General features: G+C 69.9%; 23 protein-coding genes and 1 pseudogene. 8 read left to right on the forward strand and 16 right to left on the reverse strand.

Annotation, left to right across the window (positions count from 1 at the left end; translation table 11 throughout):
- Window positions 1-16 precede the first annotated feature (16 nt).
- The 5 genes from ABE487_RS16365 to pyrF all read left to right on the forward strand — a co-directional run bounded on the left by ABE487_RS16365 (window position 17) and on the right by pyrF (window position 5,602).
- Window positions 17-1,531, forward strand: coding sequence for an MBG domain-containing protein (locus tag ABE487_RS16365; RefSeq protein ID WP_346452919.1), 1,515 nt, complete (start codon window positions 17-19; stop codon window positions 1,529-1,531).
- Between the two features lie 157 nt (window positions 1,532-1,688).
- Entirely contained in the window at window positions 1,689-3,353 is a 1,665-nt protein-coding gene (gene ettA / locus ABE487_RS16370; protein WP_346448291.1) for an energy-dependent translational throttle protein EttA, read from the forward strand.
- Between the two features lie 40 nt (window positions 3,354-3,393).
- Window positions 3,394-3,966, forward strand: a complete 573-nt coding sequence (locus ABE487_RS16375; RefSeq protein ID WP_346452322.1) for a hypothetical protein — start codon at window positions 3,394-3,396, stop codon at window positions 3,964-3,966.
- Between the two features lie 59 nt (window positions 3,967-4,025).
- Window positions 4,026-4,763 carry a type I methionyl aminopeptidase gene (gene map, locus ABE487_RS16380; protein WP_346452321.1) on the forward strand — a complete coding sequence of 246 codons (738 nt, stop codon included), beginning with the start codon at window positions 4,026-4,028 and terminating at the stop codon, window positions 4,761-4,763.
- An 8-nt stretch (window positions 4,764-4,771) separates the two neighbouring features.
- On the forward strand, window positions 4,772-5,602 hold the full coding sequence (gene pyrF, locus ABE487_RS16385) for an orotidine-5'-phosphate decarboxylase (protein WP_346452320.1): 831 nt from the start codon (window positions 4,772-4,774) through the stop codon (window positions 5,600-5,602).
- 27 nt (window positions 5,603-5,629) lie between these two features.
- Here the strand turns inward: pyrF and pncB are convergent, their stop codons facing one another.
- The 12 genes and pseudogenes from pncB to gspG all read right to left on the reverse strand — a co-directional run bounded on the left by pncB (window position 5,630) and on the right by gspG (window position 16,550).
- Complete coding sequence (pncB, locus tag ABE487_RS16390; RefSeq protein WP_346452319.1) at window positions 5,630-6,817, reverse strand: nicotinate phosphoribosyltransferase; 1,188 nt, start codon at window positions 6,815-6,817, stop codon at window positions 5,630-5,632.
- 97 nt (window positions 6,818-6,914) lie between these two features.
- On the reverse strand, window positions 6,915-7,766 hold the full coding sequence (locus ABE487_RS16395) for a glycosyltransferase family 2 protein (RefSeq protein WP_346448286.1): 852 nt from the start codon (window positions 7,764-7,766) through the stop codon (window positions 6,915-6,917).
- 191 nt (window positions 7,767-7,957) lie between these two features.
- A pseudogene (locus tag ABE487_RS16400) lies at window positions 7,958-8,740 on the reverse strand (glycosyltransferase); the annotation flags it as partial.
- Between the two features lie 21 nt (window positions 8,741-8,761).
- Window positions 8,762-11,023: a type II secretion system secretin GspD gene (gspD, locus tag ABE487_RS16405; RefSeq protein WP_346452318.1), complete on the reverse strand. Its 2,262-nt coding sequence runs from the start codon at window positions 11,021-11,023 to the stop codon at window positions 8,762-8,764.
- A gap of 25 nt (window positions 11,024-11,048) precedes the next feature.
- Window positions 11,049-11,900 (reverse strand): hypothetical protein, encoded by an 852-nt coding sequence (locus tag ABE487_RS16410; RefSeq protein WP_346448283.1) that lies wholly within the window; start codon window positions 11,898-11,900, stop codon window positions 11,049-11,051.
- The gene (gene gspM, locus ABE487_RS16415; protein WP_346448281.1) at window positions 11,890-12,528 is read right to left on the reverse strand and encodes a type II secretion system protein GspM; all 639 of its coding nucleotides are present in this window, start codon (window positions 12,526-12,528) and stop codon (window positions 11,890-11,892) included. The genes ABE487_RS16410 and gspM overlap by 11 nt, the downstream gene beginning before the upstream one ends.
- On the reverse strand, window positions 12,518-13,699 hold the full coding sequence (locus ABE487_RS16420) for a PilN domain-containing protein (protein WP_346452317.1): 1,182 nt from the start codon (window positions 13,697-13,699) through the stop codon (window positions 12,518-12,520). Before ABE487_RS16420 ends, gspM begins: the two co-directional genes overlap by 11 nt.
- On the reverse strand, window positions 13,696-14,547 hold the full coding sequence (locus ABE487_RS16425) for a type II secretion system minor pseudopilin GspK (RefSeq protein ID WP_346445699.1): 852 nt from the start codon (window positions 14,545-14,547) through the stop codon (window positions 13,696-13,698). Before ABE487_RS16425 ends, ABE487_RS16420 begins: the two co-directional genes overlap by 4 nt.
- A complete protein-coding gene (locus tag ABE487_RS16430) occupies window positions 14,544-15,182 on the reverse strand; it encodes a prepilin-type N-terminal cleavage/methylation domain-containing protein (protein WP_346452316.1) in 639 nt (212 codons plus the stop codon). Before ABE487_RS16430 ends, ABE487_RS16425 begins: the two co-directional genes overlap by 4 nt.
- Window positions 15,179-15,619 carry a prepilin-type N-terminal cleavage/methylation domain-containing protein gene (locus ABE487_RS16435; RefSeq protein WP_346452315.1) on the reverse strand — a complete coding sequence of 147 codons (441 nt, stop codon included), beginning with the start codon at window positions 15,617-15,619 and terminating at the stop codon, window positions 15,179-15,181. The genes ABE487_RS16430 and ABE487_RS16435 overlap by 4 nt, the downstream gene beginning before the upstream one ends.
- Complete coding sequence (locus tag ABE487_RS16440; RefSeq protein WP_346452314.1) at window positions 15,616-16,092, reverse strand: GspH/FimT family pseudopilin; 477 nt, start codon at window positions 16,090-16,092, stop codon at window positions 15,616-15,618. The genes ABE487_RS16435 and ABE487_RS16440 overlap by 4 nt, the downstream gene beginning before the upstream one ends.
- A 23-nt stretch (window positions 16,093-16,115) precedes the next feature.
- Complete coding sequence (gene gspG, locus ABE487_RS16445) at window positions 16,116-16,550, reverse strand: type II secretion system major pseudopilin GspG (protein WP_346452313.1); 435 nt, start codon at window positions 16,548-16,550, stop codon at window positions 16,116-16,118.
- A 165-nt stretch (window positions 16,551-16,715) separates the two neighbouring features.
- Here gspG and ABE487_RS16450 point away from each other — a divergent pair, with 165 nt between their 5' ends.
- From ABE487_RS16450 to ABE487_RS16460, 3 genes are read left to right on the forward strand one after another with little or no spacing between them, the layout of a single operon-like run.
- A complete protein-coding gene (locus ABE487_RS16450; protein WP_346448272.1) occupies window positions 16,716-17,039 on the forward strand; it encodes a hypothetical protein in 324 nt (107 codons plus the stop codon).
- Window positions 17,036-18,604, forward strand: a complete 1,569-nt coding sequence (locus ABE487_RS16455; protein WP_346452312.1) for a PepSY-associated TM helix domain-containing protein — start codon at window positions 17,036-17,038, stop codon at window positions 18,602-18,604. The genes ABE487_RS16450 and ABE487_RS16455 overlap by 4 nt, the downstream gene beginning before the upstream one ends.
- Window positions 18,601-18,909 carry a DUF3325 domain-containing protein gene (locus tag ABE487_RS16460; RefSeq protein ID WP_346445710.1) on the forward strand — a complete coding sequence of 103 codons (309 nt, stop codon included), beginning with the start codon at window positions 18,601-18,603 and terminating at the stop codon, window positions 18,907-18,909. The genes ABE487_RS16455 and ABE487_RS16460 overlap by 4 nt, the downstream gene beginning before the upstream one ends.
- Window positions 18,910-18,996: 87 nt before the next feature.
- On the opposite strand, the gene ABE487_RS16465 is transcribed toward ABE487_RS16460, so the two are convergent.
- The 4 genes from ABE487_RS16465 to ABE487_RS16480 all read right to left on the reverse strand — a co-directional run bounded on the left by ABE487_RS16465 (window position 18,997) and on the right by ABE487_RS16480 (window position 23,178).
- The gene (locus ABE487_RS16465) at window positions 18,997-20,214 is read right to left on the reverse strand and encodes a type II secretion system F family protein (protein ID WP_346448270.1); all 1,218 of its coding nucleotides are present in this window, start codon (window positions 20,212-20,214) and stop codon (window positions 18,997-18,999) included.
- A 49-nt stretch (window positions 20,215-20,263) separates the two neighbouring features.
- The gene (gspE, locus tag ABE487_RS16470) at window positions 20,264-21,997 is read right to left on the reverse strand and encodes a type II secretion system ATPase GspE (RefSeq protein ID WP_346445713.1); all 1,734 of its coding nucleotides are present in this window, start codon (window positions 21,995-21,997) and stop codon (window positions 20,264-20,266) included.
- Between the two features lie 60 nt (window positions 21,998-22,057).
- On the reverse strand, window positions 22,058-22,684 hold the full coding sequence (locus ABE487_RS16475) for a DUF2242 domain-containing protein (RefSeq protein WP_346448268.1): 627 nt from the start codon (window positions 22,682-22,684) through the stop codon (window positions 22,058-22,060).
- Between the two features lie 110 nt (window positions 22,685-22,794).
- Window positions 22,795-23,178, reverse strand: a complete 384-nt coding sequence (locus ABE487_RS16480) for a hypothetical protein (RefSeq protein WP_346445716.1) — start codon at window positions 23,176-23,178, stop codon at window positions 22,795-22,797.
- Between the last annotated feature and the right edge of the window lie 294 nt (window positions 23,179-23,472).

Genomic DNA, 23,472 nt, shown 5'->3' on the forward strand with positions numbered 1-23,472 from the left:
CACCCTCACCTGGTCGGTGACCGAAGGCAGCCTCGTCGGTGCCGACACCCTCACGGGCGCACTCACCCGCGAAGCCGGCGAGAACGTGGGCCGCTACACCATCGATGCCTCGGCGTTGGCCAACGGCAACTACGTCATCACCGCCATCGACGGCGTGCTGACCATCGACCCGCGGGCGATCACCGTCACCGCCGACAGCCTGGCCAAGGTCTATGGCAATGCCGATCCCACCCTCACCTGGTCGGTGACCGAAGGCCATCTCGTCGGCGCCGACACCCTGGCCGGTGCGCTCACCCGCGAGGCCGGTGAGAACGTCGGCAGCTACATCATCGATGCCTCGGCCTTGGCCAACGGCAACTACGTCATCACCGCCATCGATGGCGTGCTGACCATCGACCCGCGGGCGATCACCGTCACCGCCGACAGCTTGGCCAAGGTCTACGGCAATGCCGATCCCACCCTCACCTGGTCGCTGACCGAAGGCAGCCTCGTTGGTGCCGACACTCTGACGGGCGTGCTCACCCGCGAAGCCGGCGAGAACGTGGGCCGCTACACCATCGATGCCTCGGCCTTGGCCAACGGCAACTACGTCATCACCGCCATCGATGGCGTGCTCACCATCGACCCGCGGTCGATCACCGTCACCGCCGACAGCCTGGCCAAGGTCTACGGCAATGCCGATCCCACCCTCACCTGGTCGGTGACCGAAGGCAGCCTCGTCGGTGCCGACACCCTCACGGGCGCACTCACCCGCGAAGCCGGCGAGAACGTGGGCCGCTACACCATCGATGCCTCCGCGCTGGCCAACGGCAACTACGTCGTTACTGCCATCGACGGCGTGCTCACCATCGACCCGCGAGCGATCACCGTCACCGCCGACAGCCTCGCCAAGGTCTACGGCAATGCCGATCCCACCCTCACCTGGTCGGTGACCGAAGGCAGCCTCGTCGGTGCCGACACCCTCACGGGCGCACTCATCCGCGAAGCCGGCGAGAACGTGGGCCACTACACCATCGATGCCTCCGCGCTTGCCAACGGCAACTACGTCGTCACTGCCATCGACGGCGTGCTGACCATCGACAAGGCCAGCCTGACCATCACTGCCTTGGACGCGTTCAAGCCGATCGGACGTGCACTGACACCCACTGCCCACACTGTGGAGGGACTTCGCCGCGCAGACACCGTGCACTCCGTGCGGTTGCACAGCGCGGGTACGCCGGTCACTGCAGCACCGGGCCGCTACGCCATCGATGTCTCGGACGCCGCTGGCACGGGGCTGGACAATTACGTCATCACCTATGTCGGAGGCGATTTGCAGGTCGGCCTCGCCGACCGGGCACTGGCGGACGCGGCGGCCCGGGAGCAGCGCGGCCTACGAACTGAGCAGACCTGGCGCCAGCAGGCCGCGACGACAGTACCTGCAGCGGACGGCCTGTTCAACGTGGACGGGGCGGGTGTGCACGTGCCTTCAACCGCGCGCTGCGCGCCGGAATGGCCGGCGATCGGTTGCGGGGACCGCGCGCCGGACTGAGGCTGCCGCCGGCGAACCGGTCGAAGCCGGTAGAGGAAGGCCCCCCGGCCCCGGCACCCGCCGGGTCCGGGGCCGAACCGCTATAATTGCGGCCTTGACTCCCTTCCCGACGCCGCCCGACCGGGCCCCGGCGCGGGCAGGCGCAACCGGAGCCCCCATGTCCTCGCAATACATCTACACCATGAACCGCGTGTCCAAGGTGGTCCCGCCGAAGCGGCAGATCATCAAGGACATCTCGCTGTCGTTCTATCCCGGCGCCAAGATCGGCCTGCTGGGCCTCAACGGCGCCGGCAAGTCGACGGTGCTCAAGATCATGGCCGGCGTGGACACCGACTTCGAGGGCGAGGCCCGCCCGCAGCCCGGCATCAAGGTGGGCTACCTGGAGCAGGAGCCGCGCCTGAACCCCGAGCAGACGGTCCGCGAGGCGGTCGAGGAAGGCGTCGGTGAGGTGCTGCAGGCCCAGGCCGCGCTCGAGGCGGTCTACGCCGCCTACGCCGAGGAGGGCGCCGACTTCGACGCGCTCGCCAAGGAACAGGAACGCCTGGAGGCGATCCTGGCCGCCGGGGACGCGCATACGCTGGAGAACCAGCTCGACGTCGCCGCCGATGCGCTGCGTCTGCCGCCGTGGGACGCGAAGATCGGCAAGCTGTCGGGCGGTGAGAAGCGCCGCGTGGCGTTGTGCCGGCTGCTGTTGCAGAAGCCCGACATGCTGCTGCTCGACGAACCGACCAACCACCTCGACGCCGAGTCGGTGGAGTGGCTGGAGCAGTTCCTCGCCCGCTATACCGGCACCGTCGTGGCCGTCACCCACGATCGTTACTTCCTCGACAACGCCGCCGAGTGGATCCTCGAGCTCGACCGTGGCCGCGGTATCCCGTGGAAGGGCAACTACACCGAATGGCTGACGCAGAAGGACGAGCGCCTGAAGCAGGAAGAGAGCCAGGAAAAGGCGCGCCAGAAGGCGATCCAGAAGGAACTCGAATGGTCGCGGCAGAACGCCAAGGGCGGCCGCTCCAAGGGCAAGGCGCGCCTGGCCCGGCTGGAAGAACTGCAGTCGCAGGACTACCAGAAGCGCAACGAGACCAACGAGATCTTCATTCCGCCGGGCGAGCGCCTGGGCAACTCGGTGATGGAGTTCAAGAACGTCAGCAAGAAGTTCGGTGACCGGCTGCTGATCGACAACCTGTCGATGATCGTGCCGCCGGGCGCGATCGTGGGCATCATCGGCCCCAACGGCGCCGGCAAGTCGACGCTGTTCAAGATGATCACCGGGCAGGAGAAGCCGGACTCGGGCGAGATCGTCATCGGGCCGACCGTGCAGCTGTCGTACGTCGACCAGAGCCGCGACAAGCTCGAAGGCAACCACAACGTCTTCCAGGAGATCGCCGGCGGCCTGGACATCCTCAACATCAACGGCGTGGAGATCCAGTCGCGCGCCTACATCGGCCGCTTCAACTTCAAGGGTCAGGACCAGCAGAAGCTGGTGGGCTCGCTGTCCGGTGGTGAGCGCGGTCGCCTGCACATGGCCAAGACGCTGCTGCAGGGCGGCAACGTGCTGCTGCTCGACGAACCGTCGAACGACCTGGACATCGAAACGCTGCGCGCGCTGGAAGACGCCCTGCTCGAGTTCCCGGGCAACACGTTCGTGATTTCGCACGATCGCTGGTTCCTCGACCGCATCGCCACGCACATCCTCGCGTTCGAGGGCGACAGCCACGTCGAGTTCTTCCAGGGCAACTACCGCGAGTACGAGGAAGACAAGAAGCGTCGCCTCGGCGACGACGCCGGTCCCAAGCGCCTGCGGTTCAAGGCCCTGAAGTGACCCCACGAGGCCCCGCTCACCCCGGGGCCTCGGCCCGGCCATGATCCCGACCCATCGCCTCCACATCTTCGGCGCGTCCGGCAGCGGCACCACCACGCTGGGCGCCGCACTGGCTGCACGTCTGGCGCTGCCGCACGTGGATGTCGACGAGGTCTACTGGAAGCCGAGCGACCCGCCCTACACCGAGAAGACCACGCCAAGCGAGCGCATCGCAGCGATCGAACAGCGCCGCGCCGGTCACGACGCGTGGATTCTGACCGGCTCGCTGGTGAGCTGGGGCAGCAGCCTCGTTGCGCGGTGCACGCTGGCAGTCTTCCTCTCGCTCGACGACACCGAACGCATGCGCCGCCTGCACGCGCGCGAACACGCTCGCTACGGCGACCGGATCGCGCCCGGTGGCGACATGGTCGAGCACCACCGCGCTTTCATGGATTGGGCTGCGCAGTACGAGACGGGCGGGCCGGAGATCCGCAGCCGGGCGATGCACGACCGCTGGCGGCAGACCCTGCATTGCCCAGTCCTGACGCTCGACAGCAGCCCCCCGCCCCCGGCGCTGGTCGATGCCATCATCGCCCGCCTCCAAAAACCGGGGTCAGAGTCGATTTTTCCCTGACCCCGTCCTCCCCCCTCGGCGCACACTGCCATGAAATTCGACTCTGACCCCGGTTTTCCATGACGATCCAGACGCCTGATGAGCTCGAAGGCCTTCGGCGCGCAGGCGCGCTGGTGGCCGGCATCCTGTCCGCGATGCGCGATCAGGCGATCGCCGGTGTCACGCCGCGCGCGCTCGATGCAATCGGCGCCGGGATGCTGCGCGAAGCCGGCGCACAGTCGGCGCCAGTGCTGACCTACGGCTTTCCCGCGGCGACCTGCATCAGCGTCAACCGGGTGGTCGCGCACGGCATCCCGAACGAGACGCCGCTGTGCGACGGCGACCTGGTCAACATCGATGTCTCGGCCGAACTCGACGGCTTCTTCGCCGACACTGGGGCGAGCTTTGTCGTCGGCACCGCCAATGCGGCGCAGCAGCGCCTGCTCGATGCGACCCGCGAGGCCCGCGATGCGGCCATCGCCCAGTTGCGCGCGGGCGGGCTGATCAACAGCATCGGCCGGACCATCGAGACGGTTGCCGCGCGTCGCGGCTTCCGGGTCATCCGCGACCTGCAGAGCCACGGGGTCGGGCGCGCGCTGCACGAGGCACCGGGCTCGATTCCGGGCGACTACGACCGGCGCGACACCCGCCGCTTGCACGCTGGCATGGTGATCACGGTCGAGCCGTTCCTGGCCACGCACAGCACACGTACCGACCCGCTCGACGACGGCTGGTCGCTGGTGTGCCCCAAGGGCGTCGGCGCGCAGTTCGAGCACACGGTCGTGGTCACCCACGACACCCCAATCATCGTGACCTGAGGACCACCATGCCCCGCTCCTTCATGCAGGCGCTGCGCGCGCGCTGGCAGGCCGCCGATACGCTGGTCTGCGTGGGGCTGGACCCCGAACCTGCGAAGTTTCCGGCCCGGTTTTCCGGCAACCCGGATGCGGTGTTCGCCTTCTGTCGCGACATTGCCGATGCGACGGCCGAGTACGCCTGCGCGTTCAAGCCGCAAATCGCGCACTTCGCCGCGCTCGGCGCCGAGGATGCGCTGCAGCGGCTGATCGCGCACCTGCATGCCCAGCACCCGGACGTGCCGGTGATCCTGGATGCCAAGCGCGGCGATATCGGCAGCACCGCCCAGCAGTACGTGGGCGAGGCCTTCGAGCGCTACGCCGCCGACGCGGTCACGGTGAATCCGTATATGGGCCGCGACTCGGTGCAGCCATTCCTCGACCGCGAAGACAAGGGTGTGGTGATCCTGTGCCGCACCTCCAATCCCGGCGCCACCGATCTGCAGGATCTGCCGGTCGCGCAGGGCGGCGCCACGCGCCCGCTGTACCAGCATGTCGCCGAGACGATCGCGCGTGACTGGAACGCGCACGGCAACTGCGCCCTGGTCGTCGGCGCGACCTGGCCGGCGCAGTTGCGCGAGGTCCGGGCGATCGTCGGCGATCTGCCGTTCCTGGTGCCAGGCGTCGGCGCGCAGGGTGGCGATGTCGAGGCGGTCGTGAGCCACGCCAGGACCGCCGACGGCACCGGCCTGATGGTCAGTTCCTCGCGCGCGATCCTCTACGCATCCAACGGCGACGATTACGCCGAGGCTGCGGCCACGGCGGCGCGCGAACTGCGCGACACGATCAACCGCCATCGCTGACGCGTCCGGCCACACACGCGTCGCCGGTCAGGCTGCCTGTTCCGGCGGAACGCCAAATACCTGGCGCAGATAGCTCAGGTAACCGGGGTCGTCGCACATGCTCTTGCCCGGCGAATCGCTGAGCTTGGCCACCGGCTGACCGTTGCAGCGGACCATCTTGATGACGATGTTGAGCGGCGTCGGACCGAGATCGTTGGTCAGGTGCGTGCCGACCCCGAACGCGACCTGGCAGCGGCCGCGGAAGTGGTCGTGGAGCCGCATCACCTTGGCGAAATCCAGGCCGTCACTGAAGACCAGGGTCTTGCTCGCCGGATCGACGCGGTTGTGCTGGAAATGCGCGAGCATGCGGTCGCCCCAGACGAACGGGTCGCCCGAATCGTGGCGCACACCGTCGAACAGCTTGCAGAAGTACATGTCGAAATCGCGCAGGAACGCGTCCAGGCCGACGACGTCCGACAGCGCGATACCCAGATCGCCGCGGTACTCGTGGGCCCAGGCCTCCAACGCGGCGACCTGCGAGTCGCGCAAACGCGGCCCGAGCGCCTGGAACGCCTGCAGGTACTCGTGCGCCATCGTGCCCAGCGGCGTCATGCCGTAGCGGCGCGCGAAATCGACATTGCTGGTGCCGACGAACTGCACGCCCAATGCCTCGCGCAGCAACGGCAGCATGTGCCCATGCCACTGCCGCGAGTAGCGCCGCCGCGTGCCGTAATCGGCGACCTTGCAATCGTCGAAGCCGGGCGTATCGCGCAGCAGCGCCGCCTTCGCCTGCAGCCGGCGCTCGCCCTCGGCGAAATCCGGCGCCGAGGTGTTGCGGAACCAGACCTCGTTGACGATCGCCAGCAGCGGCACTTCGAACAGGATCGTGTGTAGCCAGGGGCCGCGGATGTCGAGTTCGATCTCGCCCGGCACCGATGCCGACGGCCGCAGCTCGATGTACTTGCGATCGAGCCGGAACAGGCCAAGGAAATCGGCGAAGTCGGGCTTGATGAAGCGCAGGCCACGCACGTAAGCCAGCTCGTCGTCGGTGAAGCGCAGCGCGCACAGTGCGTCGATCTCCTCGTCGATCTCACCGAGGTAACGCGCCAGGTCGATGCCCGGCGTTCTGCACTTGAACCGGTACTCGACGTGGGCGCCGGGGTGCTGGTGCAGCACCGCCTGCATCATCGTGAACTTGTACAGGTCGGTGTCGAGCAGGGACTGGATGATCGCCATGGGGGGGGTCCGCAAAGAAAGCCCGGCTAGCCTAGCGCGCGAGCGATGGCGCCGGCGTCTGCGCCGAGCAGCGGCGGCAGAACGCATCGGTCCAGGCCTACAGCCGGCGCAGCACGGCCAGCGGGAAGCGCAGCCAGATCGCCAGCCACACACCGACCCGCTGCGCGGCGCTCCGGTGCGGCGCCTCGAAGCGGTTGAAGTAGCGCCACAGCCCCCGGTGCTTGTGCCACTCGACGAACAGCGGCCGCGCGCGGCTGGAAACGCCGCGGACGTGCAGCACCGCGACGTCGTTGGCAATCGCAACCGTGGCGCCCGCCTCGCGGGCGCGGCGGCACAGGTCGAGATCCTCGGCATGCAGCCGATAGCCGGTGTCGAAGCCGTCGATGCGATCGAACAGCGTGCGCGGCAGCAGCATCAGTGCGCCGGAGACCGCATCGACGCGTTGCAGCGGCTGCGCCGCATCGCGCGGCAGCGAGAGATCGCGCGCGGATGCGGTGCGCAGCATCGCGACGAAATCGGGATCCCGCCGCCGGGCGGCCGGATCGGCCACGCCGTCCTCGCCGAGCAGTTCGCTGCCCAGCAGACACGCCTTGCCAAGCGCGTCGGCATGCGCGCGAAGCCGCGTCAGCGTGTCCAGCTCGACCAGGCAATCGGGATTGACGAAGGCGATCCACGGCGCGTCGGCATCGCGGGCACCCTGGTTGCAGGCGACCGCGAAACCAGGATTGTCGGGATTGCCGATGAAATGCACGCGCGGATCGAGCGAGGCGTGCCGCTGCACGATCGCCAGAGTCTCGTCGATCGACCCGTTGTCGACGATTCGGATCTGCGCCACGCCAGCGGCCTCACGCAGGTGGCGCAGGCAGGCGTCGATCGTGCTCGCGCTCTGGTGGGTGACGACGACGGCGACCACATCGGCCGCAGGTGTCGGGGGCGACGTTGCACTCATCGCGGGGAGGTCTCGGCCTCGGTCTGTACGGCCGCTGCGTCCTCGGGCAAAGGCCTGTCGTCCGGGTCCCCGGATGCGGCATGCCGGCTTGAGGTCGCGTCGTCGCCTGCATGTCCATCGCCCGCATCAGCGAGGTCATGCAACGCAAACAACCCATGTTGCGTCGGTGCGTTTTCGAGCGCTGCATAGCGGCGCTGCAACTGCGCGCGACAGGCGTGCAGCGGGTCATCCATCAGATACGTCGCCAACCGCGCATGCCACCCCGGCCAGCGGGCCGCGAGCGCGTCCATGTCGCCCTCGCGCGGACCGCCCTCGCCGCCGCGCGCGACGAACGCGGTCTCGCACAGCGCGTTGCGCCAGCCCAGGCCGGCCATCCGCAGCGACAGGTCGATCAATGCGGCATACCAGGATCTGTAGCTCGCGCCATCCAGCCCGCCGGCCTTGCGCCGGGCATTGCCGCGCAGCAGCACCGCGTGGTCGATCGCGGCCGGCAGTTCGGGATGCAGTGGCGGCAACTGCTGGCAGGCGCGTGCGAGGCGCAGCGGATCGTCTGGCACCGGCGCGATCTCGCCGATGCGGGGCCACGAGGCCGCCTCGCCAGCGTTGCACCAGGGGGTCGCGGTCGCGATCGAGGCGTCGCGCGCGAAGCACGCGGCCAACTCGACCAGCCAGCCGGGCAGCGGTACCGCATCGGGCGCGAGCACGACGACATCGGCATCACCGCAGGCACGCAGCACATCGTCCAGGTGCGCGACTTCGCCGACCCCACGCTGGCGGCAGGTGTAGTCGGCCTGCAACGGGGTCTGTGCCAGCCAGCGCTGCACGATCTGCGCGCCGCGCGGCCCGATACGCGCATCGTCAGCCAGCCACACCTGCGTGCCGGCAGGCGTGCCGGCGTCGAGCGCAGCCAGGCAGGCGTCGAGCGCATCGTCGTCGTGCCCGACCGGCAGCAACACCACCGGCAGTGCCGTCATCGGCGCGAGTCCCCGATCATGTCAGTCGCGCGGCTGCAGCGGCTGCAACGCGCGGAAGCGGCGCCCGTACTCATCGGTCAACTCGCGTGCTTCCTGCGGATTGCGCACGATCGTCGGCGTCAGCAGCACGATGACTTCGCTGCGGCTCGTGCCTGATCGCTGCTGCCCAAAGAGTCCTCCGATGACAGGAATACGGCTCAGGCCTGGCAATCCTGTCGAAGACTTGCCGACCTCGTCTCGAATCAACCCGGCAAGCATGACGGTGTCGCCAGCCTGCACAGCGGCTTCGGTCTTCAGCCGTCGTGTATCGATGCGCACGTTGCCTTGTGCATCCGCAGTGCTTTGCGGTCCCGGCGAACTGACTTCCTGCACGATATCGAGGAACACCATGCCATCGCGGGTCACGCGAGGGCGGACTTTCAGGATCGTGCCGGTCTCCAGGTACTGCACGTTGGTATAGCTGTTGTCGCCGAGGATCGGATTGACGCTGGTCGTGGAGATCGGAATGCTCGCACCGACGTTGAACTCGGCCATCGCATTGTTGCGTACAAAGACCGAAGGCGACTGCAGGATCTGGACGTCCGTCACTTTATCCAGCGCACTGATAACGGCGGCGGCGTCATTCTTGAACAACGTCCACGAGACGCTTGGGTCGTCACCACGGATGTCGATTGCTCCGCCCAACGTGCTCCACTTGCGCGGGAGGGCGGGATTGTCACGTAACGAGAGACTCGGCAGTCCAGCCAAGGACGCTGCATTCTCGATGTACCAATTGACCCCATAGCGCAGATCACCGCTCAGCGTCACCTCCACCACCTGCGCCTCGATGTGCACCTGCGCGGGCATCACGTCGAGCCGTTCGACGACGTCGCGAATCGACCGCCACGCAGCCGGCGTGGTGCGCACGAGCAGCGTATTGGTCTCGTCGACCGCCGACACGCCGACGCGGTCGCCGCCGACCTCCAGCGTCACGCTGCTGGGGCCGTCCTGGCGCTCGTCGAGCTGCATCTGGCCGATGTCCCCGCCACCACCGCTCCGCATGCCACCGCGGCCACCACGGCCGCCACCCATCCCGGAGTTGCTGCCCAGGCCGCCCGTCGACGAATCGAGGCCGCCGCGGCCGCCCGACGTGCTGCCGTCCATGCCGCCGCTGCGCAAGGTGTTGCCGCTCAGCCCAGGCATCAGCGAGGCGCTGTCCTGGCCGCTGCTGCCACCGCTGCCGCCGAACACCTCCGACAGCCGCTGCGCGAGTTCGCGTGCCTTGATGAATTTCAGTTCGAGCGAGAACAACCGCGGCTCCTGGCCGGCGTTGTCGATGCGCTCGAGCCACTGCTGGATCTCGCCCAGGTAATCGGCCTGCGGTGTGATCACCAGCACCGCGTTCGCGCCTTCGAGCGGCATGAAGCGGAACATGCCCGCGACCGGCGACTCGCTGTCCTGTCCGAACACCTTCTCCAGATCGGCGACCACCTGGGTGGCCTTGCCCGACTGCAACGGGAACACGCCGACCGACATGCCCGAGAGCCAGTCGACGTCGAAGATCTCGATCGTGCGCAGGTAGTTGTCGAGTTCGGAGCGGCTGCCCGAGATCGTGATGACGTTGCGCGCGTTGTCGGCGCCGACGATCGCGTTCGGGCGCGCGTAGGGCTCGAGCACCTTCTCCATCTCGGTCGCCGAGATGTAGCGCAGCGGTACCGTGCGCACTTCGAAGCCGCGTGCCGCACCGGTCCCGCCGGTGCGCGGGGCCACGGTGCCAGTGGCGAGTGCGGTGTCGGCCGGCACGATGTTGTAGCGGCCGTCGCTGTAGATCATCCGGGCGTTGTTCCAGCCCAGCACCATCTCCAGCAGGCTCAGCGCCTGTGCCGCGCTCACCGGTTTGGGCGTGGCCAGCGTGACTGTGCCCTGCACTTCGGGCGCGATGACGTAGTTCTGGCCGAGCATGTCACCGAGGATCGCCTTGGCGACCGCATGCACGGACTCGCCCTCGAAATTGAACGAGGCCTGCCCGGTGGTGGTGGTGCCAAGTGTCGGCGGCGGCGCGGCCGCGGCGCCGCGATTGATCACAGTACCGCTGCCGCGACGGATCTGCGGACGCGGCCGGTCATCGTCGTCGACCAGCGACTGCACGCGCGGCCCGTCGGCCACGCCCGTGGCGTCGGCCTCCACCCCCTGGCGTAGATCGGCGTCGCGTCGAACGGTCGGCGGCGGCGCCGTGGCGCAGCCGGCGAGCAACGCGATGCAGATGCCGATCGCGAGCGTCCTGGACGGAAGGGCGGGAGTCATCGAAAGAGGCTTCATCGACTGGAGTCTACGGATCCTGGACGGGGGTGGGCGACGGCTGCGGCGAGGGCGACGGCCGGGAGGGTGGTTGTTGCTGCTGTTGTTCCTGGCGCAGGCGCGCGCGTCGCGCCTCGATCCGGCGACGGATCTCCTCGACCTGCGCTTCCGCCGTCGCGGCCACGTCGTTGCTGGCCGCCTGCGCAGCGCCCGGCGGTGCGCGATTGCGCCCGCCTGCGCCGCGCTGGCCACGTCCGGCATCGCCGGACTGCGGGATGTCGGGGGGCGGCGGATCGGTCGCGGGCGGCGGCCGACGCAGCGGCATCTGCACCGCGCGGTCCTGGGCGACCGGCGTGGTCATCGGCGTCGGCGGCTGGCCGCCGGTGCCGTCGAACACGCGCAGCTCCAGCGTGCGTGGACCCTCGGGACCGTTGAAGACTGCGCTGCGCGATTCCACGCTGCCGAGCACCCAGCCGGGCGTGGTCGGCGGCGCCTCGCCGATGCGCAGGCGGATCGATTCGCCGCCCCCGCTGGGTTGCAGGATCGCCATCGCGAAATCGGGCGTCAGCAACACGCTGGTCAGCACGAAGTCGAAGCCCGACGCGGCCTCGCCGCCTTCGTCCTGCGGGTCGATGAAGAAAGGATGGGGCTTGCGGTCGGCCGAGAACAGCGGTCGCGCCGCGATCTCTCCGTACTGCGACAGCGGTGGCTGGGGGACCACGTCCGGCATCGCCGACGCGGTCGCCGCCGACGGGTCACCGTCGTCCTCGCGCTGGCCGATGCGCCCGCCCAAACCGGCCAGGGTCAGCACCAGGAACAGCAAGGCCCACGCCGCCACGGCGCCGATCAGCCAGGTCCGGGGATTGAGCCGATCAACCCGCATCGGTCGCCGCCTCCGCGCCAGGCGCCGCCGCGGGTGCGGACGGACCGGGCAGCACATAGCCCGACAGGTCGAAGCTCACGTCGACGCCGCCGCTGGTGGCCCCGGCAGCCAGCGTGTGCCGCTGGCTGAGGATGTTGAGATTGTCGACGAACAGCCGGGGCGTGCCCGCTTCCAGCGAATGCAGCACCGCGGCGAGCTCGGGCATGCCGCAGCGCAGCCGCACCTGCACGGTCGCACGCGGGTAGCGGTCGTTACGACCGCCAGCCAACGGCGAGCGGTTGCTGATCGCGCAACTGCGGTTGCCCGGACTGGCTTCGAGCACCGCGTTCTCGAGCCGCTGCACCAAGGCCGCCGTCGCCAGTTCGACGCTCGCCTGCGGCATGAAGCCGGGCGCCGCCGCCATCGCCTCGCGCGCGCGCTCGAGTTCGGCGCGCACCTGCGGCGCCTGCTCGAGCTCGCGACGGATGCGCAGTTCGCGTTCCTGCAGCGAATCGATACGCGCGCCCAGCTCGCGCATCGGCTGCGTCCACCAGGGGTGCAGCAGCACCAGGTAACCAAGCAACAGCGCGCCCAGCAGCAGGCCCAGCGCCAGCCAACGGTCGCGCGCCGGCACCGGACTATCGGGCATCGTCGGCACGGGCGGCCTCCTGCGGTGGCGGCGCGGTGGGCGCGGGCGGCGGCGCAAGTTCGGCGGTCAAGGTGAAGCGATCCGAGCGCGTCCGCGGGTCGTTCTGCAATGCCCCGGCGAGCGCCGGCGAATGCCACAGGGGCGACCCCTCCAGTTGCCCGACCAGCGCCGAGGCCTCGGTGCTCAGGCCGATCAGCAGAATCCGGTTCCCCTCGATCGCCGCCTTCTCCAGCGAGGTGCTGTCGGGCAGCCGCCGGCTCAGTTCGTCGAGAACGGCGACCGTGGTCGGCCGCGCAGCCCGCTGGGCCTGAAGAAACGCCATGCCCTCGCGCAGGTCGGCCAGTTGCTGGCGCTGCGCGGACGCCGCGCGCGCACGGATCGCCTCGGCTTCGACCTTCGCCTGCAAGGCATCGGCCGCGGCGGCGCGGTTCTCGCGCATCTGCCACAGGCCGGCCATCGTCAGCAGCACGGCGATCGCCGCGAGCAGCCATTGCAGACGACGCTGGGGATCTTCGCGTCGGCGCCGGCGCTCGGCGTCGATCAGGTCGACGCCGAGCGGGCGGTCACCCTCGGCCAGATCGATACCGGCCAGCGTCGGCGCCAAGGCACCGAGCGCCGCGAGCTCCGCTTCGATCGTCGCCCGCGGTACCACCACCAGTTCGACCTCGAGCTGGCCGTCGCCGCGGCGCCCCAGCAGGCGGTGCCCATGACGCACGTCGCCGGCGGCGAACGGCGTCTGCCGGTCGATCTCGAAGCCCAGCACATCGTGCAGGCGATCGGCGGCGGCTTCGGGCAGCAGCATGCGCCTGCGCAATCCCGCCTGGGCGGGCAGCAGCAGCCAGCGCGGCGTCCCGGCCAGGCGCTCGCCGAGCAGCGCCGCCAACGGATCGCCGGCACGGCCCGCCAGTTCAGCAAGCGGCACCTGCGCCAGGTCACGGGTCTCGCGCGCTTCGTGCAGGACCAGTCGCAGGCCATCGCCCTGCGGCTGCAGCAAGAGACGACGGCCGGACAGCCCGAACAGATCGCGCACGCGCGGCGGCAACCAGGTCGCGAGGGCGGTGCGCCACCACGCCAACGCACTGCGGACGCGGGCCCAGGTTCGCCCGTCCGGGCGCCAGCCACGGCGCGGCGGCGCCGACGCGCCCGGGGATGCAGGTGTTGCGGACATCATCGCGGTGAAGCTCCCTCCTCCCAACGCAGCACGCTGTATGCCGTGCCCGGTACGGCGCCAGCGCCGGTCCTGACCACTGCCCGCAATCGCGCGCTCCGCCCCCCTTCGAGCTGCGCACGGCTGTCGATACTATACGTGCCGCTGCCGCCGCCCAGCACTGCCTCGGCAAGCAGTGCGCCGGTGGCCGCGCGTGCGGCCAGAATCGGATCGGCGTCAACGCCCATCGCCTGCAGCACCACCGCATCGGCGAATTGCGGATCGGGCGAAGGCAGACGGCCGTACACCGTCAGGTGCGGCGCCACCGCCTCGAACAACGCGGGCGTCATCCCGAGCACCTGCTGGACCTCGGCCACCGTTTCGAACGGCGCGTTCTTGGCGCCGTACGCGCGCCCTTGGGCCGCGTACTCGGCGCGCTCGGCGCCGCCCACCGGCTGCACCAGGTCGTCCTCGTCGCGCCAGTCGACGATCGCGCCGGCCACCTGGGCCGCCACGTCGGGCTCGGCGCCCACCGCGTGCAGCAGCGCAGTCAGCAAGTCGCTGCCGGCCGCGTTCAGATCGACCTTTCCCGTCTCGTCGACGATCCGGATGTCCACGGGCATATCGTGGAACTGCCAGGCGTAGGGCCGCCCGTCGGGCTGCCAGCGCAGGGTCGGGTCCGGCAAGGCAAGCCGCATCAACGCGTACTCCAGGCCCGCCCGCGCGGCGGCATCGCCCACGGTGCCACGTGCCAGCACGCGCCCCTGCTGGTTCTCGATGCGTGCGCTCAGCGCGAAGGCGCCGACCAACGCCGACAGCAGCACGATCAGCCACAGCACCAGCAGCAGGGCCGCGCCCCGGCTCCGGCTCATGGCAAAGCCTCCTGCTCAGGCTGGCCGCTGCCCTGCGGCAAGGTGACGACCAGCAGCGGCCAGGCGCCGTCGCGCTCGGTCTCGATCGCGATCTCGACCTGCAATGGCAGGGTCGCCGGCCCCCAGCGCTCGCCCCATTCGCCGAGTTCGCCGGTGGTGTCGAAACCGCGATAACGCAGGCGCAGTGCAGTCAGATCGTCGATCAGCGGCTCGGGCGGGCGCGGCGCGGCGTCCTCCACCGTCCGCCCCCCCAGCACCATCGCGAACGCTGCGGTCAGGCGCTGCGGCTTACCGTCATCGTCGACCGCGAGTTCATGCAGGTGCGGCCCGCCCTGACCCAGGTAGTCCGGCAGGTCGGCGACGAAGCGCAGCCGCTGCGATTCGCCGACAAAGCGCAGCGGCTGGCCGGTGGTCTCGTCGACATCGAAGCCGATCGGCAGCGCCGAGGCGATCCGGCGGCGCAGGAAGCCTTCGACCGCGCGCATGCGCTCGCTGCGCTGGGCCAGCGTCTCGCCGCGCTCGACGGTCGCGGTGGCCGCGCGCAGCGTGGTCAGCGCGAGCGCGAGCCCGGCGGCCAGCAACGCGGTCGCCACCAGCACTTCGATCAGCGTAAAGCCGCGGACGCTGCGGTTCATGGCGTGGCCGGACCGGCCGCATCGGGAGCATGCAGCCGCAGTGTGCGCAGTTGCAGGCGCTCGCGTGGGCCGGCCTCGCCCCAGTCCATTGCCAGCGTCAGTTCGTACAACTGCGGTCCGCCCTGCGCGAGCGGGGCTGCGGGCGGCAGGTCGGGGTCGACGTACGGCGCGATTGCGAGCGTCCAGCGGTAGCGGCCGTCCTCGAAGCTGCCCGTGCGCTGGCCCGGCGCGACCGGGATCGACAGGCCGACGCCGTCGAGCAGCGAACGCGCGTGCAGCGCGGCGCGCCCGGCATCGGCCGACCAGCGGACCTGCCGGGTGCCGTTGGACAGCGTGCCCAGCAACAGCATCAGGCCCAACCCCAGCACGGCGAAGGCCACGATGACCTCGATCAGCGTGTAACCGGCCTGGCCGCGTCCTGCGCCCGGCCGGTTCACTGCTCGCCCCTGCCCAGCCGGACCTCGCCGGTCAGCCAGGCGACATCGACCTGCCAGGCCGCGCCGCGCAGCATCACCCGGATCCGGCCGCCGGTGGCCGCGCCGTCGGCGAAAAATACGATCGCGCCCTCGCTCTGCGAGGTCTGCAGTTCGCGCGCGCCGGTGAACTCGACATCGAGCTTGGCCGGAATCTCGCCATGCCGGCCGTTGGGCGCCTGCCAGGTGCGCGCCTGAGGATCGAGCACGAAGCGCTGCGGCTCGCCGGTCGCGATCGCCTGGGTCCGCGTGTAGCGCAACTGCGCGGCCAGTTGCTTGGCGGTCGACTGCAGCGCGATGCGGTCGAAGCCACCGCTCATCGCGGCCGCGGCGAGCACGCCGGTCACCGCAATCAGGCCCACGACCAGCAGGACCTCCAGCAGCGAGAAGCCGCGCTGGCGTCCCGGCGGCGCCCGGCCCGAAGGCGGCTGCGGCACCGGCGGTCGCGGCCGCCGCGGGATCATTCGTAGCGGATATCGGCGTTGACGCTGTCGCCGCCAGGCTTGCGGTCGGCGCCGAAGCTGACGATCTCGAAGGGCTGGCCGTCGCCCGGCGCGCGGAATTCGTAGGGCGTGTTCCAGGGGTCGCGGAGCTCGCCTTCCTTCGCGTACGGCCCGAGCCAGCCACCGGCATCGCCGGGCTGGACGACCAGGTCGTTCAGGGCGTTGGGCAAGCGGCCGGTGTCCATCTCGAACTGGTGGACCTTCTCGGCCAGGGTCTGCACCTGGGCCTTGGCCAGGTTGACCCGGGCGCGGTCGCCGCCGCCCAGGATTCGGCTCGCGGCGAAGGCGACGATGCCGCCGATCAGCACGACGACCAGGATGATCTCGATCAGGCTGAAACCGCCCTGTTGCGTCTTGGGGACCCCGCGACGCGATCGGAGGGAGTGGTGCATGGGACGCTGCCTCGTCTTGGGATCGAGTCCGGATTGTATGCCGCACGGACGACCGACCGGGAAGCCGGCATCGGCACGATCGGGGCCACCGCCTTGCTCGCCCACCTAGTTGCAAATGATTCGCATTTGATATCATCGCCATCGCCGCCCAGCCCGACACCGCCAATGCCCACCCCCGCTTCCCCGACCGCCCGCGCCCAACGTGACCGGACGCCGATCGCCGTCCGCCTGGATGTGCTGTGCCGCGTCCTGGTCGCAGTACCCGGCAACTACGCGGCCACCGCGTTGCTGGTCGTGGCGATCGCGCGACTGTGGCCCGGCAGCGCGCTGTCGGCCGCGGTGACGGCGACGCTGCTGTCGTTCGTGCTGTTCGCGGCCGGTGTGATGGCCACGTTCGCTGCGCGCGACGGCTTGCGCGCCGGCCTGTGGCTGGCCGGTATCGCGGCCGTGGCGGGCACGGTCGTGGCGCTGACCGGGGCACCGGCATGAGCCGCGGCTTTCGCCAGTCGCAGGCCTGGCTACACACCTGGAGCGGCCTGCTGGTGGGCTGGGTGCTCTATGCGATGTTCCTGACCGGCACCAGCGCGTACTGGCGCGAGGAAATCACCCGCTGGATGACGCCCGAACTGGGCGCGCCGGTCGAGGCCGCGACCGCCACTCGCCAGGCGCTGGCCTGGCTGGAAACGCACGCCCAGGGCGCGGACGCGTGGACCGTGCAGTTGCCCGGGCCGCGCACCACCGGCACCCAGGTATCGTGGCGCATGCCGGGGCAGTCGTTCCGCGAGGCCTACGCCTCGCGCACCTGGCTGGATGCCGATGGCCACGCGGTCGCGGTCCGCGACACCCGCGGCGGCGATTTCTTCTACCGGCTGCATTTCGACATGCATTACATGCCGGTGCTGTGGGGACGCTGGCTGGCCGGCATCTGCGCGATGTTCATGCTGGTGGCGATCGTCAGCGGCGTGGTCACCCACCGCAAGATCTTTGCCGACTTCTTCACCTTCCGCCGCGGCAAGGGCCAGCGCAGTTGGCTTGACGGCCACAACGCGCTGGCGGTGCTGGCGCTGCCGTTCCACCTGATGATTACCTACACCGGCCTGATCACGCTGATGGCGCTGTACATGCCGTTCGGCGTCGATGCCCGTTACGCCGACGAGCAGGCGTTCTACGCCGAACTGTTCCCGCAGGCACCGACTGTCGAGCGCAGCGGCACGCCGGCGCCGCTGGGCGACGTCGAGGCGATGCGCGTCCGCGCGGCCGCCGACTGGCAGCCCGACCGCGTCGACACACTACGCATCGACCTACCCGGCGATGCCGCCGCGCGGGTCGTGGCCTCGCGCAGTACCGATTCGCGCATCATCTATGACTACGAGTCGATGGCGTTCTCCGGCACCAGCGGCGAGCTCGTCTGGCGCACACCGCCGCAAGGCGCGGCGGCCGACATCCGCGACGGCATGGTCGGGCTGCATGCGGCGCGCTTCGCACCGATGACCATGCGCTGGCTGTTCTTCCTGTCGAGCCTGGCCGGCACGCTGATGGTCGCCAGCGGGCTGGTGCTGTGGACGGTGAAACGGCGCGCGCAGTTGCCCGACCCGGCACGCCCGCACGTCGGCTTCCGGTTGGTCGAATCGCTCAACATCGGCTTCGTCGCCGGCCTGCCGGCCGCGATGGCGGTGTTCTTCTGGGCCAACCGGCTGCTGCCCACCGGCATGGCCGAGCGTGCGCAATGGGAGATCCACTTGTTCTTCCTGTTCTGGCTGGCGTGCGTGCTGCACGCCTGCGTGCGCCGGCCGGTCGCGGCCTGGCGCGAGCAACTGGCGGTCGGCGCCCTGCTGTTCGCAGCGCTGCCGGTCTACAACCTAATCGCAACGCGCCACGGGCTGTTCGCCAATCTCGCCGCTGGCGACAAGGCGATGGCGACGATGGACATCGGCCTCCTGGTCCTTGGCGCGATATTGGGCTGGATGGCTTGGGCAGTCGATCGCCACGCGCGCCGCGCCCCCGTACGACCGCCACGGCGCGCGCGCGTCGGCGATGCGCAGGTGCCGGCATGAACGGCGCACAGGTCGTGCTGGCCATCTTGCTCGCAGCTGCCGGATTCACGGCGCTGGCGCTGGCGATGGACCGCCACCACGCTGCGGTGCTCGGCGGCCCGCTCGCGCCTGCGCGGCGGCGCGCATTGCGCGGGGCAGGTGCATTCGCACTCACGCTCGCCGCCGCGTTGTGCGTACATCTCTGGGGCCCGGCGCAAGGCGCCGTCGGCCTGTGGGGCGTGGCGAGCGCAGGCGCCGCGACCGTGCTGTTGTGGCTGCGCTGGCGTGAGCCTGCGCGTGCTGCGCGGCCGCGCAGCACGCGGTGATCGACACCGCGTGATCCGTCGTTGCAACGTGTGCAGAGATGATCCGCTGCTTCGAATCACCCAATCCCCATCACGAGAGGCGGCGTTTCACCCGATCACACTGGTCAGGTCGTAGATCGGCACCAGCACCGCCAGGATCACCACCATCACCACCAGGGCGAGCAGCATCGTGATCGCGGGCACCAAGGCCGCGAGCATGCGGTCGAGCGACTGCCCGGTCTGTTGATCGAAGGTGTCGGCGGTGCGCATCAGCATCGCATCGAGGGCACCCGACTCCTCGCCGACCTGGACCATCTGGATCGCCAATCGCGGGAACCGGCCGCCGCGCGCGAGTGCCGACGACAGCCCGACGCCGTTCTTGACCTCCGCAGCCGCCGCCTCGACATCGGCCGCCAGCGCCAGGTTGCCCAGCACGTTGCGGCCGATGCCCAGCGCCGTGATCAGCGGCACGCCGTTGCGCAGCAGTGTGCCCAGCGTCCGCGCCAGCCGTGCGGTCTCGATGCGCGCGGCCAGCGGACCGGCCAAGCGGCGCTCGAGCAGCCAGGCATCGAAGCGCGCGCGGAACCGAGCGTCGCGCAACTTCAGCGCGAAGGCGTAGGCCGCGACGACCGGCACGATCAACAGCACGATCCACCAGTCGCGCACGAAGCTGCCAACGCCGAGCACCAAACGCGTGAATACGGGGAGTTCGGCATCGAGGCTGTCGTACATCGCCGCGAACTGCGGCACGACGTAGCCCAGCAGGAACATCAGCGAGGCGCCGACCATGACGATCAGGATCGCGGGATAGATCAGCGCGTTGACCACCCGGCCCCGCAAGGCGCGCGCACGCTCGAGATAGTCGGCCAGCCGCTGCAGCGTGTCCTCCAGGCTGCCGCCAGCCTCACCGGCGCGCACCATGTTCACGTACAGCCGCGAGAAGGTGCCGTGCTGGCGCTCGAGCGCCGTCGACAGCGACACGCCACCGCGGACCGCATCGCGCAGTTCGGTGATCGTGCGCTTGGCCTCCGGTTCCTCAGGCAGATCGAGCAGGATCGTCAGGGCGCGGTCGAGTGGCTGCCCGGCATGCAGCAACGTTGCCAGCTGCTGGGTGAACTGCACCAGCCGCTGCCCGGAGAACGGCTTGGGCTTGAACGCCGCCCGCCAATCGCCGAGCCCACGCGCCTCGCTCGCCGGGCGCGCCTCCACCGGCAGGTGGCCCTGCTCCTGCAACCGCAGCGCGACCTCGGCCTCGCTGGCGGCATCCATGGTGCCGTCGAGCACTTCGCCGCGGGCGTTGAGGGCCTTGTAGCGATAGAGGGTCATCGCATCGTGCTGGGTGTATGGCGGTCGGTGCTGTGCGATTCGTACGGCATCAGGCTTCCTCCGTCACCCGCAGCACTTCCTCGATCGTCGTCAGCCCGCGCAGGGCCTTGGCGATGCCGTCTTCGTACATCGTGCGCATGCCAGCGCGGCGCGCGAGGTCTTCGAGCTCGCCCATGCCCGCATGGCGCATCACGGCGCGCCGGATCTCGTCGTTCATGACCAGGAACTCGACGATCGTCGTGCGTCCCAGGTAGCCGGTCGGCGCCGCAGCCGACGGGCCCGGGCGGTAGAGGTGGATCTCGCCCTCGGGCTGATGGCGGCGCAGCTCGAAGCGCTCGATCTCCTCGGGCGAGGCCGCATAGCGCACCGCGTGGGTCGGTTCGAGCCGGCGCACCAGGCGCTGGGCCAGGATGCCGTTGACCGTGGACGTGAGCAGGTAGTCCTCCACGCCCATGTCGAGCATGCGGGTGATGCCGCCGGCGGCATTGTTGGTGTGCAGCGTGCTGAGCACCAAGTGACCGGTCAGTGCCGACTGGATCGCGATGCGCGCGGTCTCCAGGTCGCGCATCTCGCCGATCATGATGATGTCCGGATCCTGGCGCACGATCGAGCGCAGCGCATTGGCGAAGTCCAGACCGATCTGCGGCTTGGCCTGGATCTGGTTGATGCCCTCGATCTGGTACTCGACTGGGTCCTCGACGGTGATGATCTTCACGTCCGGCGTATTGAGCTGCGACAGCGCGGTGTAGAGCGTCGTCGTCTTGCCCGAGCCGGTCGGACCGGTCACCAGCAGGATGCCGTGCGGTTGGTCGAGCACCTTCTGGAACTGCGGCAGGAATTCGCCATCGAAGCCCAGCCGCTGGAAGTCGAACACCACCGTCTCGCGGTCGAGCAGACGCATCACCACGCTCTCGCCATGCGCGGTCGGCACGCTGCTCACGCGCAGGTCGAGCTCCTTGCCCTGCACGCGCAGCATGATGCGTCCGTCCTGCGGCAGGCGACGCTCGGCGATGTTGAGCCGGGCCATGATCTTGATGCGGCTGATGACCGCGGCGGTCAGATTGACCGGCGGGCTCTCGCCATCGATCAGCACGCCATCGACGCGGTAGCGGACCTTGAGCCGGCTCTCGAACGGCTCGATGTGGATGTCGGAGGCGCGCAGCTCGACCGCGCGCTGGATCACCAGGTTGACCAGCCGGATCACCGGCGCTTCGGACGCCAGGTCGCGCAGGTGCTCGACATCGTCGACATCGCCGCCGCCCTCGCCGTCGGCCGACTCGACGATCGTGCCCATCGCGCTGCGCCCCTGGCCGTGCCAGCGCTCGATCGCATCGTCGATTTCCGAACGCAGGCCCACCGCCGGCACCGGCTCGCGCCCGGTCGCCAGGCGCACCGCATCGCGTGCGTAGGCATCAAAGGGGTCGGACATCCACAGACGCAGGCGGCCATCCTGCTCGCCGATCGGCAGCACGTGGAACTGGCGCAGGAAGCGCACCGACAGCGGCGTCGCGCCTTCTGCCAGCTCGGGCGGCTCGTCGGGCAACTCGCGGCCGGCCAACAGCGGCAAGTCGAACTCCGCAGCGCAGGCTTCAGCATGGTCGCGCTCGGACACCAGGCCCAGCCGGGCCAACAGCCCCAGCAGGCTGCCCCCCGCCTCGGCGTGCAAGCGTTGCGCGCGGGCGAGATCGACGTCCTTGAGCCGGCCGTTGTCGCGCAGCCGCGCGATGACCCGCAGCTCCGGCGCAGCGGACGACGCCTCGGACCCCTCCAGCACGGCATTCACCAGACACGACCCCAGCGGCGATGGACCGGGCGACTGTAGCAGTTCGGTCGTAGCCGGGGCTCAGCGCGGCGCGTCGTCCCGTGCCGGGCGGTGCAGATCGTCGGGGGGCGGATCCTCACCGTCCTGGGCCGCTGGCGGGCGGCGGTCCTCGTTCGCCGGGCTCGGGACGTAGTAGCCCACCCGCTCGAAGAACCGGCGGTAGAAGCCGGCATCCTGCACGGTGCTGCTGGCCACGCGCACCAGCGAATCCTCGCGACTGCCGATCGGCACCGACAACGAGCCGAGCGCACCGACGCCCAGGCTCGCCGAGTTCGAACTCTTGCGCAGCACGTAGCGGTCGAGCAGCGCGCTGACGAACAGCAACGTCCGGTCGCTGCCGCGCGGCACGCACGACACGCGCACAGACAGTTGCGTGTGCACCTCGTCCTCGGGCTGGAAGTTCTTGGTCGCTTCGACCGCGTCATCTCCTGCCTTGCCGACCGCGTAGCCCTGCCCGAGCAATGCCAACCGGGCCGCGCTGCACGCCTGGGCCGGCGGCAGGGCGTAGGTGCGCGAGTAGATATCGTCGGCATCGAACGATTCGCCCATGAATGGCACGTCCTCGCGCACGTTGCGCCCACAGCCGGCCAGCAACACGACGGCGACAGGCAACGACACCAGGGCGGGCAACAGACGGAAGCGAACCATCGCAGGCGTACCGAACGGACGAGCCGCGGATGATAGCGACGACGACCGCCGGCGCCCTCGACATCGCCTGCACGGTTCATCGTTCAGCAGGCCGTGCCGGGCGCTCGCGTTCAATGCACGGCCGGCGCCGGGTCGTTGCGCGTCCGCCGCTCGGCCTCGAGCCAGTCCAGGTGCGCGGCGAGCGTACGACCGGCCGCCTGCGCCTCCGCGCACGCGGCGGCGTCGAGGACTTTGGAAACCGACAGCCGGGTCCGCACACCGGCCCGCCCCTGCACCGCGGCGGTGTGGCGCAGCATCGCCAGCAGCATCGCGGCGCTCGGCGTACTCGCCACCGGGCGACCGGCGAGCACCATCGTCCACTCGCCGTCTTCCAGCGTCGCACCGGCCAACACGCGACCATCGCCGTCGCGCAGCTGCGCATGGATCGGCGTGCCCTGCGCGCGGCGGGCGGCTTTCTCGACCGGGGAACGGCGCGGACCGGAAGGTTTGGACATGGCGATCTGGGCGGGAACCTGGCGCGACAGTATCCCAGATGCGGCCTGTACCGCTCGGGCCCGCCCGCTACACGCACAGAGAGAGGCCGACCGTGCGCGACGCCTTCCGTGGGCGACTCCGCATCCGCCCGGAGTCGGGCCGCACGCGTCCAGGGCCGCGGACTGGCGGCCGGCGGCCGGCGGCCGCGCCGAGCGCGCCATGGGCGACCCCGCTTTAACCAGAACCGGGGGGGGAGGGGACAGTGGCCTGGGGCAATTTGCAGCTGAAGCCCCGGGTTTGGGGGGGGGGGGCCG

Origin of the sequence: Luteimonas sp. TWI596 (assembly GCF_039674105.1) — a bacterium.
Classification (GTDB): domain Bacteria; phylum Pseudomonadota; class Gammaproteobacteria; order Xanthomonadales; family Xanthomonadaceae; genus Luteimonas.

Coding starts and splice junctions, on each gene's coding strand:
- ABE487_RS16410 (WP_346448283.1), bottom strand. CDS start 11,900: ATGCGGGTTGATCGGCTCAATCCCCGGACCTGGCTGATCGGCGCCGTG.
- gspD (WP_346452318.1), bottom strand. CDS start 11,023: ATGACTCCCGCCCTTCCGTCCAGGACGCTCGCGATCGGCATCTGCATC.
- gspG (WP_346452313.1), bottom strand. CDS start 16,550: ATGCACCACTCCCTCCGATCGCGTCGCGGGGTCCCCAAGACGCAACAG.
- ettA (WP_346448291.1), top strand. CDS start 1,689: ATGTCCTCGCAATACATCTACACCATGAACCGCGTGTCCAAGGTGGTC.
- map (WP_346452321.1), top strand. CDS start 4,026: ATGACGATCCAGACGCCTGATGAGCTCGAAGGCCTTCGGCGCGCAGGC.
- ABE487_RS16465 (WP_346448270.1), bottom strand. CDS start 20,214: ATGACCCTCTATCGCTACAAGGCCCTCAACGCCCGCGGCGAAGTGCTC.
- ABE487_RS16480 (WP_346445716.1), bottom strand. CDS start 23,178: ATGTCCAAACCTTCCGGTCCGCGCCGTTCCCCGGTCGAGAAAGCCGCC.
- ABE487_RS16450 (WP_346448272.1), top strand. CDS start 16,716: ATGCCCACCCCCGCTTCCCCGACCGCCCGCGCCCAACGTGACCGGACG.
- pyrF (WP_346452320.1), top strand. CDS start 4,772: ATGCCCCGCTCCTTCATGCAGGCGCTGCGCGCGCGCTGGCAGGCCGCC.
- pncB (WP_346452319.1), bottom strand. CDS start 6,817: ATGGCGATCATCCAGTCCCTGCTCGACACCGACCTGTACAAGTTCACG.
- ABE487_RS16430 (WP_346452316.1), bottom strand. CDS start 15,182: ATGAACCGCAGCGTCCGCGGCTTTACGCTGATCGAAGTGCTGGTGGCG.
- gspM (WP_346448281.1), bottom strand. CDS start 12,528: ATGCCCGATAGTCCGGTGCCGGCGCGCGACCGTTGGCTGGCGCTGGGC.
- ABE487_RS16475 (WP_346448268.1), bottom strand. CDS start 22,684: ATGGTTCGCTTCCGTCTGTTGCCCGCCCTGGTGTCGTTGCCTGTCGCC.
- ABE487_RS16420 (WP_346452317.1), bottom strand. CDS start 13,699: ATGATGTCCGCAACACCTGCATCCCCGGGCGCGTCGGCGCCGCCGCGC.
- ABE487_RS16375 (WP_346452322.1), top strand. CDS start 3,394: ATGATCCCGACCCATCGCCTCCACATCTTCGGCGCGTCCGGCAGCGGC.
- ABE487_RS16455 (WP_346452312.1), top strand. CDS start 17,036: ATGAGCCGCGGCTTTCGCCAGTCGCAGGCCTGGCTACACACCTGGAGC.
- ABE487_RS16425 (WP_346445699.1), bottom strand. CDS start 14,547: ATGAGCCGGAGCCGGGGCGCGGCCCTGCTGCTGGTGCTGTGGCTGATC.
- ABE487_RS16395 (WP_346448286.1), bottom strand. CDS start 7,766: ATGAGTGCAACGTCGCCCCCGACACCTGCGGCCGATGTGGTCGCCGTC.
- ABE487_RS16460 (WP_346445710.1), top strand. CDS start 18,601: ATGAACGGCGCACAGGTCGTGCTGGCCATCTTGCTCGCAGCTGCCGGA.